Origin of the sequence: Pseudogemmobacter hezensis (assembly GCF_013155295.1) — a bacterium.
Lineage (GTDB): Bacteria > Pseudomonadota > Alphaproteobacteria > Rhodobacterales > Rhodobacteraceae > Pseudogemmobacter > Pseudogemmobacter hezensis.
Genome location: NZ_JABJXT010000002.1, coordinates 145,664 through 159,217 on the forward strand (window position 1 = coordinate 145,664; position 13,554 = coordinate 159,217).

Genomic DNA, 13,554 nt, shown 5'->3' on the forward strand with positions numbered 1-13,554 from the left:
GAAAAGAGCCGCCCCATGAGCCTGCCCGAAATCAGCCCGAAAACAGAGACCATCCTGGCCAATGCCCGCATCCTTCTGCGTGATGAGATCGTCACCGGCAATATCGTGATCCGTGACGGGCTGATTGCCAGAATCGACAGCGGTATCGGCGGCGGTATTGGCGGCAGTGCTGCCCCGGCCGGGGCCGAGGATATGCAGGGCGATCTGCTGATGCCGGGCCTGGTAGAGCTGCATACCGACAACCTGGAGCGTCACCTGCAGCCGCGCCCCCGGGTCGACTGGCCCCATGCGGCGGCGATCATCGCCCATGATGCCGAGTTGGCCTCGGTCGGGATCACCACGGTGTTCGATGCGCTGCGGGTGGGCTCGATCTTTTCGTCGAACAATGCGGGTTACGGCGAATATGCGCGGGCGCTGGCGTCCGAGATCATGGGCCTGCGCGATCAGGGGGCGCTGAAGATCAGCCACCGCCTGCATCTGCGGGCCGAGGTCTGCTCGGAAACGCTGATCGAAGAGCTGGGGAAGTTCGGCCCCGCTGACCGTATCGGCATTGTCAGCCTGATGGATCACACCCCCGGCCAGCGCCAGTTCCGCGACATCACCAAGCTGCGCGATTATGTGATGGGCAAGCGCGGCATGACAGAGGCGCAATTCGCCGATCACATCGCCAGCCAGCAGGCGCTGTCCGCCCGCGTCAGCCAGGCGCATGAAGAGGCCGCCGTGCTTGCCGCCCGCCGCTATGGCGCGGTGATCGCCAGCCATGATGACACCACCGCGGACCAGGTGGCGACCAGCTGCGCCAAAGGCGTCAGCTTTGCCGAGTTCCCCACCACGACCGAGGCCGCCCGCGCCTGCCATGACCACGGCATTCTGGTGATGATGGGCGCGCCGAACCTGATCCGGGGCGGCTCGCATTCCGGCAATGTAGCGGCGGCAGAGCTGGCGGGCGCCGATCTTCTGGATATCCTGTCGTCGGATTATGTGCCCTCGGCGCTGTTGTCGGCGGCGCTGATGCTGGGCGATCTTTGGGGGGATCTGCCGCGCGGCATCCGCACCGTGACCGAGGCCCCCGCCCGCGCCGCCGGGCTGGAGGATCGCGGCGAGATCGCCATCGGCAAACGCGCCGATCTGATCCGCGTGCACCGGGTCGGCAGCGCAGGCGCGCTGCGCGGCACCTGGGTTGCGGGCCAGCGCGTGGGCTGAGAGGGCGTTATTCCTGCGGCTGGTCTTTGGCCGAGGCCGCGATCAGGCGCAGGACATCGGGCCCCAGGCCCTCGACAATCAGCGTCACCCCGGCTGCGTTGGGGTGAATGCCATCCCCCTGCATCCAGGCCGCCAGCGCCGCCGGATCTGAGGGGTCTGCCCCGGTCGCAAGCAGGCCTGCGAAGAAATTCCCGGTGGTCAGAGCCCCGTATTTTTCCGCCAGCGCCGGGTAAAGCGCATCGAAATCGCGCTTGTAATCAGGCCCCCAGTTCAGCGGCGCTTTCATCCCAACCAGCAGCACCGGCAGGTCGCGCTCTTTGGCCTTTTGCAAGATCGCATCCAGATTGCGCGAAACCTCGGCAACCGGGATGCCGCGCAGCATGTCATTGCCGCCCAGCGTCACGATCAGCGCATCAGCATCGGGGCCAAGCGCCCAGTCCAGCCGCGACAGCCCGCCCGCCGTGGTATCGCCCGAGACACCCGCATTCTGGATGATCGCCCCCGCGCCCTGGCGATCCAGCCAGGATTGCAGCTGCGGCACGAACCCCTCACCATCGGGCAGCCCGTAGCCCGCCGTCAGACTGTCGCCAAGCGCCACCACCACCACCGGATCGGCCGCAAAAACCGGGGTAACCGGCAAAACCAACGCAAACGTGAGGTTGCGCAGCTGCCGCAATGCGGCATACCCATTCTGAACCATTCGTCTCAGGAAAATTTGCATGACCGGAACCGTCCTTTCACTTGACCATATCGGGCTTACCCTGGACGGCAATGCCGGACCGATCACGATTCTGCGGGGCATCTCGTTAAAGGTCAACCGGGGCGAGACGGTGGCGCTGACCGGGCCATCCGGCTCTGGCAAAAGCTCGCTTCTGATGCTGATGGGCGGGTTGGAGCGCGCCAGCGCGGGCCAGGTCACGGCGCTTGGTCAGGATCTGGGCGCGATGGATGAGGACCAGCTGGCCCGCTTCCGGCGCGACAATATGGGCGTGGTTTTCCAGTCTTTCCACCTGATCCCCAATATGACCGCGCTGGAAAACGTCGCCCTGCCGCTGGAGCTGAGCGGCGATAAAGACGCCTTCGCCCGCGCCAAATCCGAGCTGGAGGCCGTCGGCCTTGGCCATCGCGGCGATCACTATCCCGCGCAGCTGTCGGGCGGCGAGCAGCAGCGCGTCGCGCTTGCCCGCGCAATCGTCACCCGCCCGGCGCTGTTGCTGGCCGATGAGCCGACCGGAAACCTGGATGGGGCGAATGGCCAGGCGATCATGGATCTGTTGTTTTCGCTGCGCGACCGCGACGGCTCGACCCTGATCATGGTCACCCATGCGCCAGAGCTGGCCAATCGCTGCGACCGGGTGATCCGGCTGACCGATGGCCAGGTGGTCAGCGACCAAAGCGGCGCAGGCCTGGCCCAGGCCGGGGGCGCTGCATGAGCCTCGCGTTCCGTATCGCAAAGAGAGAGCTGCGCGGCGGGCTGCGTGGCTTGCGGGTGTTTCTGATCTGCCTCGCGCTTGGGGTGGCGGCGATTGCCGGGGTGGCAACGCTGAGGGCCTCGATCCAGGCCGGGCTGACCGATCAGGGCGCGGTTCTCTTAGGCGGCGATGCCGAGCTGCGCTTCACCTATCGTTTCGCCAATGAGGCCGAGCGGGGCTTTATGGCCCAGCACGCCAGCCGCGTCTCTGAGATCGTCGATTTCCGCTCTATGGCGCTGACGGACGCGGATCAGGCGCTGACCCAGGTCAAGGCGATCGACACCGCCTGGCCGCTTTATGGCGCGGTCGGGCTTGCGCCCGCAATCGCGCTCGACCAGGCGCTGGCGGGCGAAAACGGCCTGCCCGGCGCGGTGATGGATCAGCTGCTGATCGACCGGCTGGGGCTGAAAACGGGCGATAGATTCACGCTTGGGACGCAATCCTTCGTGCTGATGGCCGCCCTGACGGATGAGCCTGACAGCGGCGCTGACAGCTTTTCGCTGGGGCCGCGCACCATCGTGGCGACGCCTGCGCTGGCGCAATCGGGGCTTTTGGCCCCCGGCACGCTGTTCGAGACGAAATACCGCCTGGCGCTGCCCCCGGGCGCCGATCTGGACGCGCTTGAGAAAGCCGCAAAGGCCGCCTTCCCTGATTCCGGCCTGCGCTGGACGGATTCGCGCCGCCCCGCCCCTGGGATCGAGCGGTTTATCGACCGGATGGGATCCTTCCTCGTGCTGGTGGGTCTGGCGGGCCTGGCGGTCGGCGGGGTTGGCATTTCGGCGGCGGTCAGGGCCTGGCTGCAGGGCAAGGAAAAGACCATCGCCACGCTAAAAACGCTGGGCGCAGGCTCGGGGCTGATCTTCACCACCTATCTGATCCAGGTGGGCGTGCTGACCGTGATCGGCATCGCGCTTGGGCTGGTGATCGGGGTGGGTGTGCCGCTGCTGGCCGCCCCCTGGATCGAGGCCTCGCTGCCTTTCCCGGCAAAGATCGGCATCGCGCCCGCCGCCCTGCTTGAGGCGGCGTTCTACGGCGCTTTCACCGCGCTGATCTTCACCCTTTTGCCGCTGGCCCGGGCCGAGAAAATCCGCGCTGCCACCCTTTACCGGGGCGGGGCGGCGGGCTGGCCGCGCAAGCGCTGGCTTTTTGTGCTGGCGGCGCTGGTGCTGGCGTTGCTGATCATCGCGGTTCTGACCTCGGGCATTCCCGAGCTGGCGCTTGGCACGGCGGGTGGCATTCTGGCGGCGCTGGCGGTGCTGACGCTGGCCTCAGCGGGGCTGAAATGGCTGGCGCGGCGGCTGGCGCATGGGGCTATCGCCCGGGGTCGGCCGGGCCTGCGGGCGGCGCTGGCGGCGATTGGCGGCCCTGGCAGCGAGGCGCTTCCGGTCGTGCTGTCGCTGGGGCTTGGGCTTTCGGTGCTGGCGGCTGTGGGCCAGATCGACGCGAACCTGCGGGCCGCGATTGACCGCGATCTGCCAACCCGGGCACCCGCCTTTTTCTTCGTCGACATCCAGCCTGATCAGATCGGCCCTTTCCTTGAGATGGCGAAGGCCAACCCCCAGGTCTCGGAATATGAATCTGCCCCCATGCTGCGCGGCGTCGTCACCCAGATCAATGAGCGCCCGGCGCGTGAGGTGGCGGGCGATCACTGGGTCGTTCGCGGCGATCGCGGCGTCTCTTATGCAGGCGAGATGCCCGAGGGCACCCGCCTGACCGCCGGCGAATGGTGGCCCGCAGATTACAGCGGCGAGCCGCAGATCAGCCTTTCCGCCCAGGTCGCCGAAGAGACCGGCATCGGTCTGGGCGACCGGATCACGCTGAACATCCTGGGCCGCGACATCACGGGCACCATCACCTCGCTGCGCGAGGTGGACTTCTCGAACGCGGGCATGGGCTTTGTCATCGTGATGAATGAGGCGGCGCTGAAAGGCGCACCGCACAGCCATATCGCCACCCTCTACGCCCCGCCCGAGGCCGAGGCCCCGATCCTGCGCGAGGTCACCGGAAACTGGCCGAACATCACCGCGATCCGCATCCGCGAGGCGGTCGACCGCGTATCCGAGGCATTGTCAGCGATTGCCACCGCCACCGCCTGGGCGGCGGCTGGCACGCTGCTGACCGGGTTCGCCGTGCTGATCGGCACCGCCGCCGCAGGCCAGCGCAGCCGCGCCCGCGAGGCCGCCATCCTTAAGGTGCTGGGGGCCACGCGCGGGCGCATCATGGCCAGTTTCGCGCTGCGCGCGGTAATCCTTGGCGCGGCAGCGGGGCTGGTTGCGGTATTCGCGGGGGCACTGTCCGGCTGGGCGGTCATGCGCTTTGTGATGGAAAGCAGCTGGCGGTTCGAACCCGTCTCAGCGCTGTTGATCGTGATCGGCGGCGTGGTTGCGGTTTTGCTGGCCGGGCTGGTATTCGCCCGCCGCGCCCTGCAGGTCAAACCCGCAAGGCTTTTGCGCGAAGAGGGCTGAGGGGGCGACAGCCCCCTCTCCGTATCAGGCGAAGAAATCCGCAGGCGCACGGGCCAGCAGGCGCTGCGCCAGCGTCTCACCAAGGCTTGCGCCCTGGCTGGCCGGGCCGGTGATCTCATCCCGGATCACCTCAGAGCCGTCGGGGCGCAGGATCTCACCGCGCAGATGCAGGCTCTCACCCGCAAGAACCGCAAGTCCGGCAATCGGCGTCTGGCAAGAGCCGTCAAGGCGCAGCAGGAAGGCCCGCTCGGCCGCCAGTTGCAGCCCGGTCGGCGCGTCATGGATGCGCGACAGCATGGCGGCAACCCGGGCATCATCCAGCCGACGCTCGACCCCGATTGCGCCCTGGGCGACGGCGGGCAGCATGTCCTCGGGCGAGATCGCAGACCGCGCCACATCCTGCATCCCCAGCCGCGCCAGCCCGGCCATCGCAAGGAAGGTCGCATCCGCCACCCCCTCTTCCAGCTTGCGCATCCGCGTCTGCACATTGCCGCGAAACTCGACCAGCTGCAGATCGGGGCGCACCTGCGCCAGCTGCGCGCGCCGCCGCAGGCTGGAGGAGCCCACCACCGCGCCCTGCGGCAGTTCGGCAATCGAGGCGTATTTATGTGAGACAAAGGCATCGCGCACATCGGCCCGCGCCAGGTAGCAGTCAAGGATCAGACCCTCGGGCTGCAGGGTCGGCATATCCTTCATCGAGTGAACGGCGATGTCGATCTCGCCCGAGAGCAGCGCATCCTCGATCTCGCGGGTGAAAAGGCCCTTGCCGCCGATCTCACGCAGGGCCTTGTCCTGGATCTGATCGCCGGTGACCTTGATCACCACCGTCTCAAAGGCAGCTTCGGGCAGATCGAAGGCCGCCATCAGGCAGCGCCGCACCTCATGCGCCTGCCAAAGGGCCAGCGGCGAGCCACGGGTGCCGATCTTCAGCGGGCGATCCGGGGTGGGCAATGCGGGGATGTTCAGATCAGATGTCATAGCCGCCCGATAGCAAAGCGGCGCCCGTCTGACAACGGAGACCGCAATCCGACAAGGCAGATTTCGACCAGCCAGGCAGCCCGCCCAAGGGCCAGACAGGGGCCGCTGAGGGGCCGCGCCGGGGGATCACTTGCGCAGCTTGTCCTGCAGGCTTTTGTTGCGCTTTTCCCAGCCATTGATCCCCGTCCAGAACCCAAGGCGGATCAGCAGCAGGAACATCAGGGCAAAAGCGGCACCGACAATGACCAGGATCTGCATATCCTCGGTGCTCATGGCGACCTGGCTGCGCAGTTCAGGCACAAAGCCGCCCCGGATGGCAAACCAGGCAACCGCAAGGTTCAGCACGACGGTCAAAATGGCAGCCAGCAGGGCCACGAACCACTGGCGGCCCGATGACGGGCGGCCCTCGCGTTTGGCCCAAAAACCCCCTGTCGTCATTGCAGCCACCATGGGAATGACCCCGGCCATCGCTGCCCCCGACGTGCTGACGCCGGTCACAGCATCAAGGATCAGATAAAGGACCGCCGCCGCCACCGTAATCAACACGGTAACGATCAGAAAGACCGCCAGAACGGCTATCGTTGAAACACGACGCGGCGAGGCGACGGGCGAGGCGGAAAAATCGGACATAGGTCACCCATAAATTCTGCGGGAAATCTTGCGGGCCTCAGCTTTGACCTGGGTGCGATGAAATATCAACCGACTGTCCCGTTTTCCATACCTGCCCCGCTCTGGCCGCCCAACGGCCACAGCCCTCCGCCCCTTTTCTGGCTGATTGCTTGACTTGTGGCGGCTGACGGGGCACGGCCCTTTGCAGCAATCCCGGACACCCTCTGCCGGGACCAGGCCGGAGTATGTGATGAGCGAGAAAAAGATCCTGCGGGCCCTGAAAGGCGAGCGCCAGGCCGTGCCACCGATCTGGATGATGCGTCAGGCGGGGCGTTATCTGCCCGAATACCGCGCCACCAGGGCTGAGGCGGGCGATTTCCTCTCGCTGTGCTACAATTCCGATCTGGCCGCCGAGGTCACGCTGCAACCGATCCGCCGCTATGGCTTTGACGCGGCGATCCTCTTTGCTGATATCCTGCTGCTGCCCCAGGCTCTTGGGCCGAAGCTGTGGTTCGAGACCGGAGAAGGCCCCCGGATGGAAACCACCACCACGCCGGATCAGGTCGCCGCCCTGCGCCCCGATGAGGCGATCCATGAGACGCTGGCGCCAATCTACCAGACGCTGCGGATCCTGAAACAGGAGCTGCCATCTGAGACCACGCTGATCGGCTTTGCGGGCGCACCCTGGACGGTTGCGACCTATATGATCGCAGGCCGGGGCAAAGAGGAACAGGCCGGGGCGCATCGCCTGAAAGCCGAAGACCGCCCGACCTTCGAGGCGCTGATCGAGCGGCTGACCACATCCACCATCGAATATCTCTCAGCCCAGGTCGAGGCCGGGGCCGAGGTGATCAAGATCTTCGACAGCTGGGCCGGCAGCCTGAAAGGCCAGGATTTCGAGGATTTCGCGGTCCGCCCCACCGCCCGCATCATCGCAGCCCTGCGCGAACGTCACCCCGGCCTGCCGATCATCGCCTTCCCGCGTGAGGCGGGCGAAGGCTATATCGGTTTCGCCCATAAAACCGGGGCCGATTGCGTCGCGGTTGACAATTCGGTCAGCCCCGAATGGGCGGCGGCAAATGTGCAAAAAGACGGCTGCGTGCAGGGCAATCTGGCGCCCCATCACCTGGTTCAGGGCGGCGAGGATCTGGTCACCGAGACCCGCAAGGTCGTGCAGGCCTTCCAGGGCGGCCCGCATATTTTCAATCTCGGCCATGGCATCACCCCAGATGCCAGCCCCGACAATGTGCAGCGAATGATCGACGCGGTGCGGGGGGCGTAACCCCCCACCCCATCACAGAAAACGCGGCCCCAGCATATCGCGCAGCGCCTCAGTCGCCTCTTCGCCATTCTCGGTCGCGGGGGTGATCCTGACCGTGATCTCACGCGCCGCGCCAATCTTCAGCGCCTTTGCCGGATCGATCAGGATCGAAAGCCCGCGCTCGGTCTGCGTGACGCTTTCGACCGCATCCTCGGCGCCAAGGCTTTCGTCTGAGACCTCGAACCAGACCGGGCCGCCAGCGACGTCGCGGCGGAACATGACATAGGGCTCATCTTCGTCCTCGCCCTCGACAAAGCCGATGAAAAGCAGGCCCTCATCCTCGACCACCGAGGCATAAAGCGCTTTGACCGTAATATCAGACATGGCTCAGATCCATTTCGCCAGGGGGGGAAGCGACATCAGCACCGCATTGGCATCATGGCCGGTCTCCAGGCCGAATTTGGTGCCGCGGTCATAGACAAGGTTATATTCCGCATAAAGCCCGCGATGAACCAGCTGCGCCTCACGCTCGGCCGCGCCGAAGGCCTGGCCGATATGGCGTTCGGTCACCGGCAGGAAAGCGGGCAGAAAGGCTTCGCCCACCGCACGGGTAAAGGCAAAATCAGCCTCCCAGTTTCCGCTGTTCAGATCATCGTAAAAGATACCACCAACGCCCCGGGCACGGCCCCGATGCGGGATGAAGAAATACTCATCCGCCCAGGGCTTGAAGCGCGCGTAATAGCCCGGATCATGGGCGTCACAGGCGGCCTGCATCTCGCGGTGGAAATGCGCGGTATCGGCCTCATATTCCAGACAGGGGTTCAGATCGGCGCCGCCGCCGAACCACCAGGCACCCGGCGTCCAGAACATGCGGGTGTTCATATGCACCGCCGGGCAATGCGGGTTTTGCATATGCGCCACCAGGCTGATGCCACTGGCCCAGAAGCGCGGATCTTTGTCCATGCCAGGCACGCCCCGCGCCGCCATGGCCTTTTGCGCCCGCTCACCCAGGGTGCCATGCACCGCCGACCAGTTGACGCCAACCTTCTCGAACACCCGGCCGCCGCGCATCACACTCATGATACCGCCGCCGCCATCGTTTTCGCGGCTGGTGGGGGTGACCTCAAAACGCCCCGCAGGCAGATCCGAGTCCGTCCGCGCCTCAAGATCCTCAAACGCGGTCACAATCCGGTCGCGCAGACTGCGAAACCATTCCGAGGCCCGCGTCTTGTATTCCTGAAAATCACTGCCCATTGTCATACCATCCCTTCGGCCAGCCTTTGCCTATCACCGCCAGCCCCTGCCTCCAACCCGTTTGGCCCCGGCCCGCTCTGGTGTAAGCTGACACCGCGAAAGACTGACGCCAATCCCAACCCCCTGCGAGTCGCATCATGAAGACCACCGCTGCTCTCCTCGTTCTGACCACGCTTGCCGCCTGTGGCACGCCGCAAGAGCAATGTATCAGCCGCAATACCCGCGATCTGCGGACGGTGGAAAAGCTGATCGCCGAGACCCAGGGCAATCTCGACCGCGGCTATGCAATCGACCGCTACGAGGTCACCGTCCCCGACTGGCAGCCCTGCATCCGCTATATCCCCGGCACCAAAGAAGACCCGACGCCGCGGCCTGTCTCAACCACCTGCCGCACCTGGGACACGGAAACCCGCACCAGGCCGCGCACAATCGACCTCGCACAAGAGGCCAAACAGCTGGCCCAGCTGAAAGACAAGCAGCGCCAGCACATAATCCGGGCCCAATCCGTCATCTCCCAGTGCCGCGCCGCCTATCCCGAATAAGGCCGCAGCCACCCCGGGCCTTTCATCTGTCCGAAAATATCCCGGGGGGAGCGCCCTGCAAGGGCGCCGGGGGGCAGGCCCCCCGCTCGCGGTTTAACACAATGCCCGGCGCGGCTGACCGGGCTTCCACTCAGGGTAATCCCCTGGAACCTCAGCCGAAAATCTCGTCCTGATGCTGCCCAAGACGGGGCGAGGGATTGTCCAAAGACAGCTCTGCCCCGGAAAAACTCATCGGATTTCGCACGCCCGGCACACCGCCCGGCGCGATCTGCATGGCGCGCGCGATGATCTGCGGATCGGCGAAGACCTCGGCCATGTCATTGATCGGCCCGGCGGGCACGCCATGCGCCTCACAGGCGGCCAGCAGCTCGGCTTTGGTCATCGCCTGCGTCGCCGCGGTCAGCTGTGCCGTCAGGGCCTCGCGGTTTTTCACCCGGTCGGCATTGGTCAAATAGGCCGGATCCGTTCCAAGCCCCGCCAGCCCCAGCAGATCACACAGTTTGCGGAATTGCCCGTCATTGCCAATCGCCAGGATCAGCCAGCCGTCCAGGCAGTCAAACACCGCATAGGGCGCAAGATTGGGATGCGCATTGCCCATTTTCTGCGGCGCAACGCCTGTGGCCAGGTAATTCATCGCCTGGTTCGCCATGATCGAGGTCGCCACATCCATCAGCGCCATATCGACATGTTGTCCAAGACCCGTACGCCCGCGCTGGATCAGCGCCGCCATGATCGCGTTTGACGCATAGATCCCGGTAAACACATCCGTCACCGCCACGCCCACCTTTTGCGGCTGGCCATCGGCGGGGCCCGTGACCGACATCAGCCCGGCCATGCCCTGGATGATGAAATCATAGCCCGCCCGATGCGCATAGGGCCCGGTCTGGCCGAACCCGGTGATCGAGCAATAGATCAGCCCCGGATTGATCTCTTTCAGGCTGTCATAATCCAGCCCGTATTTCCTCAGCCCGCCCAGCTTGAAATTCTCGATCACCACATCAGCGGTGCGGATCAGCTCACGCACCCGCGCCTGATCGGCGGGCTCGCGGAAATCTGCGGTCACACTTTTCTTGCCACGGTTGCAGCAATGGAAATAGGCGGCCGAGGTCTCACCTTCATGGGTGATGAAGGGGGGGCCCCAGCGGCGGGTATCATCGCCTTCCGGGGCCTCGACCTTGATCACTTCCGCGCCCAGATCGGCGAGGATCTGGCCCGCCCAGGGGCCAGCCAATATCCGCGCCAGTTCAATGACGCGGATGCCTTCAAGCGGCGCGGACATATTGGATCAGCCTTCCAGTTTGGCGTCGATCAGGGACTTCAGATTGTCCCAGGCCCAGTTGTCAACCTTGGTGCCATCCAGAATGACGGTCGGCGTGCCGGTGATGCTGTCTGCGGCCATATTGGCGTTGAACTGCTTCAGCATCTCTTCGCCAAAGGCCTCATTGGCGGTGCAGGCGTCCAGCTGCTCATTGGTCAGCCCGGCGGTCAGGCCGATGGTGCGCAGGTTGTTCATGATCACCGTCGGATCATCCGAGTTCAGCCATTCGCGCTGCTTCGAAAAGACCATATCCGAGATGCCCAGATAGCGCTTGTTGTCATCGCAACGGGCAATCAGCCCGGCCCAGAAGCCATAGCGGTCAAAATAGACCTCGCGCAGGGTGAAATGCACCTTGCCGGTGTCGATATATTCGGCCTTCAGCCTGTTAAAGACCGTGTCGTGGAAGTTGGCGCAATGCGGGCAGGTGAAGCTTGCATATTCGACGATTTTCACCTTTGCAGCCTCATCGCCCAGCGTGAAGTCACGCGGGGCCAGCGCCGCAGCCGCATCCGCCTCAGGCGCGGCCGGGGCGTCAGCAGCAGGGGCCTCAGCGGTGGCGTCCTGGGCGAAGGCCGGTGCGGCAGCAAGGGTCGCAGCCATCGAAAGCAGCAGCCGGCGGTTGATCGTGGTCATCGGTGTCGTCCTTATTTTCTGTCAGGGCGTGATAATATATTTTGGGCCAGTCGCTCAAGCGCGGCCCGAAGGCCCGGATCGCCAACGCCCTCGGCCTGCTTCGCAGCCGCCGAGGCCAGCCGGACCTCTGTCTCGGGGTCTTTCGCGGGCTGGGCGGGCGCATGGGTGAACTGCGCCTGGCCTTCGGCAAAACCTGCGCTGGCCGTCTGGGTCAGATGCACACGCGAGATCGCGTTATAGCCATAGACGGCATTGACGCGCTCGCGGATCTTTTCCAGCTGCATGCCGACCATGGGCGCATGCGCCCCCTGGACCAGCAGCGAGAGCGTCGCGCCCATGCCGTTTTGCGTATAGCCGATTTTAACCGGGCGGGTGATCCTGGCCAGATCCTCGCCCACCGTCTCGGCCCAATGGGTCACAAGACGGGCGACGGCGAAACCACGTGCCTCTCCGGCGCCGCGCACCTGGTTTGAGACCAGCGAAAAAGCGGGCTCGAACCCGCGACGGCGGTGTTCATAAGAAGGAGGGGCGGCGGGTTTGCGCGCCATATGGGGCATCGTCTCCGGCTGTTCAGACATTTATGACGGGCCAGACCCGGGGCGCTGCAGAAAGGTGATGCAGACGGTTCCCCGAAGCGGGCTCTGTCTCTATCTTAGAGGAACCCAAGCGCACGGAAAGCCCGTGAACGAGCAGAGAGCATAAATCTTGCGTGACAGCCCTGTAAGAAACAGCCAGCCAGAGCGGGCCAGCACCATTCCAGAGGGCAGCGAGGCAAATATGCGACGCCCACAACCGGGGCCCGATGCAGGCAATACATATATGGGCAACAGCGATATGGGCAATGCAGAGCCAAGCATGAGCCTGCTGGCCTGGTATGACCGGAATGCACGCCAGATGCCCTGGCGGATCGGCCCGGATCAGCGCCGCGAAGGCGTGCGGCCTGATCCTTATCGCGTCTGGCTCTCAGAGGTGATGCTGCAGCAAACAACGGTCGCGGCGGTGCGCAGCTATTTTGAGCGGTTTACCCAGCTTTGGCCCGATGTCGCGGCGCTGGCGGCGGCCCCGGATGAGGCGGTGATGGCCGAATGGGCGGGCCTTGGCTATTATGCCCGGGCCCGAAACCTCTTGAAATGCGCCCGGGCCGTGGTCGAAAGAGGCGGTTTCCCCCAGACATATGAGGGCCTTCTGACGCTGCCAGGGGTTGGCCCATATACAGCGGCGGCAATCGCGGCGATTGCCTTTGATGCCCCCGCCGTTGTGGTCGATGGCAATGTCGAGCGGGTGATGTCGCGCCTCTTTCTGGTGACCACACCGCTGCCAAAGGCAAAACCAGAGCTGACCGCGCTTGCGGCCCAGTTGACCCCAAAGCTGCGCCCGGGCGATTACGCCCAGGCGGTTATGGATCTGGGGGCAACGATCTGCACGCCCCGCTCGCCTGCCTGCGGCATCTGCCCCTGGATGCACCCCTGCAAGGCACGGGCCACGGGCGAACAGGCATCCCTGCCGCGAAAGATGCCCAAGGCCGACAAACCCCTGCGGCAGGGAACGGTATGGCTTTTGCGCACACCCTCAGGATGGCTGCTCGAGCGGCGGCCTGAGCAGGGCATGCTGGGGGGCATGCTTGGCCTTCCCGGCGACGGCTGGGATCAGGGGCGGGCCAGCCAGCCAGAGGCAGGCCGGCACCGCCGGACGCAGTCCGGCGGTGCCGGGGCCGGGGGGGGGGGGGGGGGGGGGGGGGGGGGGGGGGGGGGGGGGGGGGGGGGGGGGGGGGGGGGGGGGGGGGGGGGGGGGGGGGGGGGGGGGGGGGGGGGGGGGGGGG

The 13,554-nt window shown here is 65.4% G+C and carries 14 protein-coding genes; 6 read left to right on the forward strand and 8 right to left on the reverse strand.

Annotated features, from left to right (window positions below; translation table 11 throughout):
• Positions 1-15: 15 nt before the first annotated feature.
• Positions 16-1,203, forward strand: a complete 1,188-nt coding sequence (locus tag HOY34_RS02710) for an alpha-D-ribose 1-methylphosphonate 5-triphosphate diphosphatase (RefSeq protein ID WP_172359791.1) — start codon at positions 16-18, stop codon at positions 1,201-1,203.
• Positions 1,204-1,210: 7 nt separating this feature from the next.
• Here the strand turns inward: HOY34_RS02710 and HOY34_RS02715 are convergent, their stop codons facing one another.
• Entirely contained in the window at positions 1,211-1,903 is a 693-nt protein-coding gene (locus tag HOY34_RS02715) for an arylesterase (RefSeq protein WP_172359792.1), read from the reverse strand.
• Positions 1,904-1,922: 19 nt separating this feature from the next.
• Between HOY34_RS02715 and HOY34_RS02720 the strand changes: the two genes are divergently transcribed.
• Together HOY34_RS02720 and HOY34_RS02725 are read left to right on the forward strand one after the other, a co-directional pair.
• A complete protein-coding gene (locus HOY34_RS02720) occupies positions 1,923-2,636 on the forward strand; it encodes an ABC transporter ATP-binding protein (protein ID WP_172359793.1) in 714 nt (237 codons plus the stop codon).
• Positions 2,633-5,140 carry an ABC transporter permease gene (locus HOY34_RS02725; RefSeq protein ID WP_172359794.1) on the forward strand — a complete coding sequence of 836 codons (2,508 nt, stop codon included), beginning with the start codon at positions 2,633-2,635 and terminating at the stop codon, positions 5,138-5,140. The genes HOY34_RS02720 and HOY34_RS02725 overlap by 4 nt, the downstream gene beginning before the upstream one ends.
• A 24-nt stretch (positions 5,141-5,164) precedes the next feature.
• Here the strand turns inward: HOY34_RS02725 and hemC are convergent, their stop codons facing one another.
• Entirely contained in the window at positions 5,165-6,118 is a 954-nt protein-coding gene (gene hemC, locus HOY34_RS02730) for a hydroxymethylbilane synthase (RefSeq protein WP_172359795.1), read from the reverse strand.
• A gap of 126 nt (positions 6,119-6,244) precedes the next feature.
• Positions 6,245-6,748 (reverse strand): ABZJ_00895 family protein, encoded by a 504-nt coding sequence (locus HOY34_RS02735; protein ID WP_172359796.1) that lies wholly within the window; start codon positions 6,746-6,748, stop codon positions 6,245-6,247.
• Positions 6,749-6,977: 229 nt separating this feature from the next.
• On the opposite strand from HOY34_RS02735, the gene hemE reads away from it, so the two are divergent.
• Positions 6,978-8,009, forward strand: coding sequence for a uroporphyrinogen decarboxylase (gene hemE, locus HOY34_RS02740; RefSeq protein ID WP_172359797.1), 1,032 nt, complete (start codon positions 6,978-6,980; stop codon positions 8,007-8,009).
• Between the two features lie 12 nt (positions 8,010-8,021).
• Here hemE and HOY34_RS02745 read toward each other — a convergent pair whose 3' ends face one another.
• Together HOY34_RS02745 and hemF are read right to left on the reverse strand one after the other, a co-directional pair.
• The gene (locus HOY34_RS02745) at positions 8,022-8,372 is read right to left on the reverse strand and encodes a hypothetical protein (protein WP_172359798.1); all 351 of its coding nucleotides are present in this window, start codon (positions 8,370-8,372) and stop codon (positions 8,022-8,024) included.
• 3 nt (positions 8,373-8,375) lie between these two features.
• The gene (hemF, locus tag HOY34_RS02750) at positions 8,376-9,242 is read right to left on the reverse strand and encodes an oxygen-dependent coproporphyrinogen oxidase (RefSeq protein WP_172360011.1); all 867 of its coding nucleotides are present in this window, start codon (positions 9,240-9,242) and stop codon (positions 8,376-8,378) included.
• 137 nt (positions 9,243-9,379) lie between these two features.
• On the opposite strand from hemF, the gene HOY34_RS02755 reads away from it, so the two are divergent.
• Positions 9,380-9,784: a hypothetical protein gene (locus HOY34_RS02755; protein WP_172359799.1), complete on the forward strand. Its 405-nt coding sequence runs from the start codon at positions 9,380-9,382 to the stop codon at positions 9,782-9,784.
• Between the two features lie 151 nt (positions 9,785-9,935).
• Here the strand turns inward: HOY34_RS02755 and HOY34_RS02760 are convergent, their stop codons facing one another.
• The 3 genes from HOY34_RS02760 to HOY34_RS02770 are packed head-to-tail and all read right to left on the reverse strand — an operon-like array spanning position 9,936 to position 12,283.
• Positions 9,936-11,063, reverse strand: a complete 1,128-nt coding sequence (locus HOY34_RS02760) for a CaiB/BaiF CoA transferase family protein (RefSeq protein WP_172359800.1) — start codon at positions 11,061-11,063, stop codon at positions 9,936-9,938.
• 6 nt (positions 11,064-11,069) lie between these two features.
• Positions 11,070-11,735: a DsbA family protein gene (locus HOY34_RS02765; protein WP_172359801.1), complete on the reverse strand. Its 666-nt coding sequence runs from the start codon at positions 11,733-11,735 to the stop codon at positions 11,070-11,072.
• Positions 11,736-11,746: 11 nt separating this feature from the next.
• Positions 11,747-12,283, reverse strand: a complete 537-nt coding sequence (locus tag HOY34_RS02770) for a DUF721 domain-containing protein (RefSeq protein WP_172359802.1) — start codon at positions 12,281-12,283, stop codon at positions 11,747-11,749.
• Between the two features lie 271 nt (positions 12,284-12,554).
• On the opposite strand from HOY34_RS02770, the gene HOY34_RS02775 reads away from it, so the two are divergent.
• Positions 12,555-13,554 (forward strand): A/G-specific adenine glycosylase (locus HOY34_RS02775; RefSeq protein ID WP_253944152.1); only part of this gene is annotated, 1,000 nt, incomplete at its 3' end.

Coding starts and splice junctions, on each gene's coding strand:
- HOY34_RS02760 (WP_172359800.1), bottom strand. CDS start 11,063: ATGTCCGCGCCGCTTGAAGGCATCCGCGTCATTGAACTGGCGCGGATA.
- hemE (WP_172359797.1), top strand. CDS start 6,978: ATGAGCGAGAAAAAGATCCTGCGGGCCCTGAAAGGCGAGCGCCAGGCC.
- HOY34_RS02745 (WP_172359798.1), bottom strand. CDS start 8,372: ATGTCTGATATTACGGTCAAAGCGCTTTATGCCTCGGTGGTCGAGGAT.
- HOY34_RS02710 (WP_172359791.1), top strand. CDS start 16: ATGAGCCTGCCCGAAATCAGCCCGAAAACAGAGACCATCCTGGCCAAT.
- HOY34_RS02765 (WP_172359801.1), bottom strand. CDS start 11,735: ATGACCACGATCAACCGCCGGCTGCTGCTTTCGATGGCTGCGACCCTT.
- HOY34_RS02720 (WP_172359793.1), top strand. CDS start 1,923: ATGACCGGAACCGTCCTTTCACTTGACCATATCGGGCTTACCCTGGAC.
- HOY34_RS02735 (WP_172359796.1), bottom strand. CDS start 6,748: ATGTCCGATTTTTCCGCCTCGCCCGTCGCCTCGCCGCGTCGTGTTTCA.
- HOY34_RS02725 (WP_172359794.1), top strand. CDS start 2,633: ATGAGCCTCGCGTTCCGTATCGCAAAGAGAGAGCTGCGCGGCGGGCTG.
- HOY34_RS02715 (WP_172359792.1), bottom strand. CDS start 1,903: ATGGTTCAGAATGGGTATGCCGCATTGCGGCAGCTGCGCAACCTCACG.
- HOY34_RS02755 (WP_172359799.1), top strand. CDS start 9,380: ATGAAGACCACCGCTGCTCTCCTCGTTCTGACCACGCTTGCCGCCTGT.
- hemF (WP_172360011.1), bottom strand. CDS start 9,242: ATGGGCAGTGATTTTCAGGAATACAAGACGCGGGCCTCGGAATGGTTT.
- HOY34_RS02770 (WP_172359802.1), bottom strand. CDS start 12,283: ATGGCGCGCAAACCCGCCGCCCCTCCTTCTTATGAACACCGCCGTCGC.
- hemC (WP_172359795.1), bottom strand. CDS start 6,118: ATGACATCTGATCTGAACATCCCCGCATTGCCCACCCCGGATCGCCCG.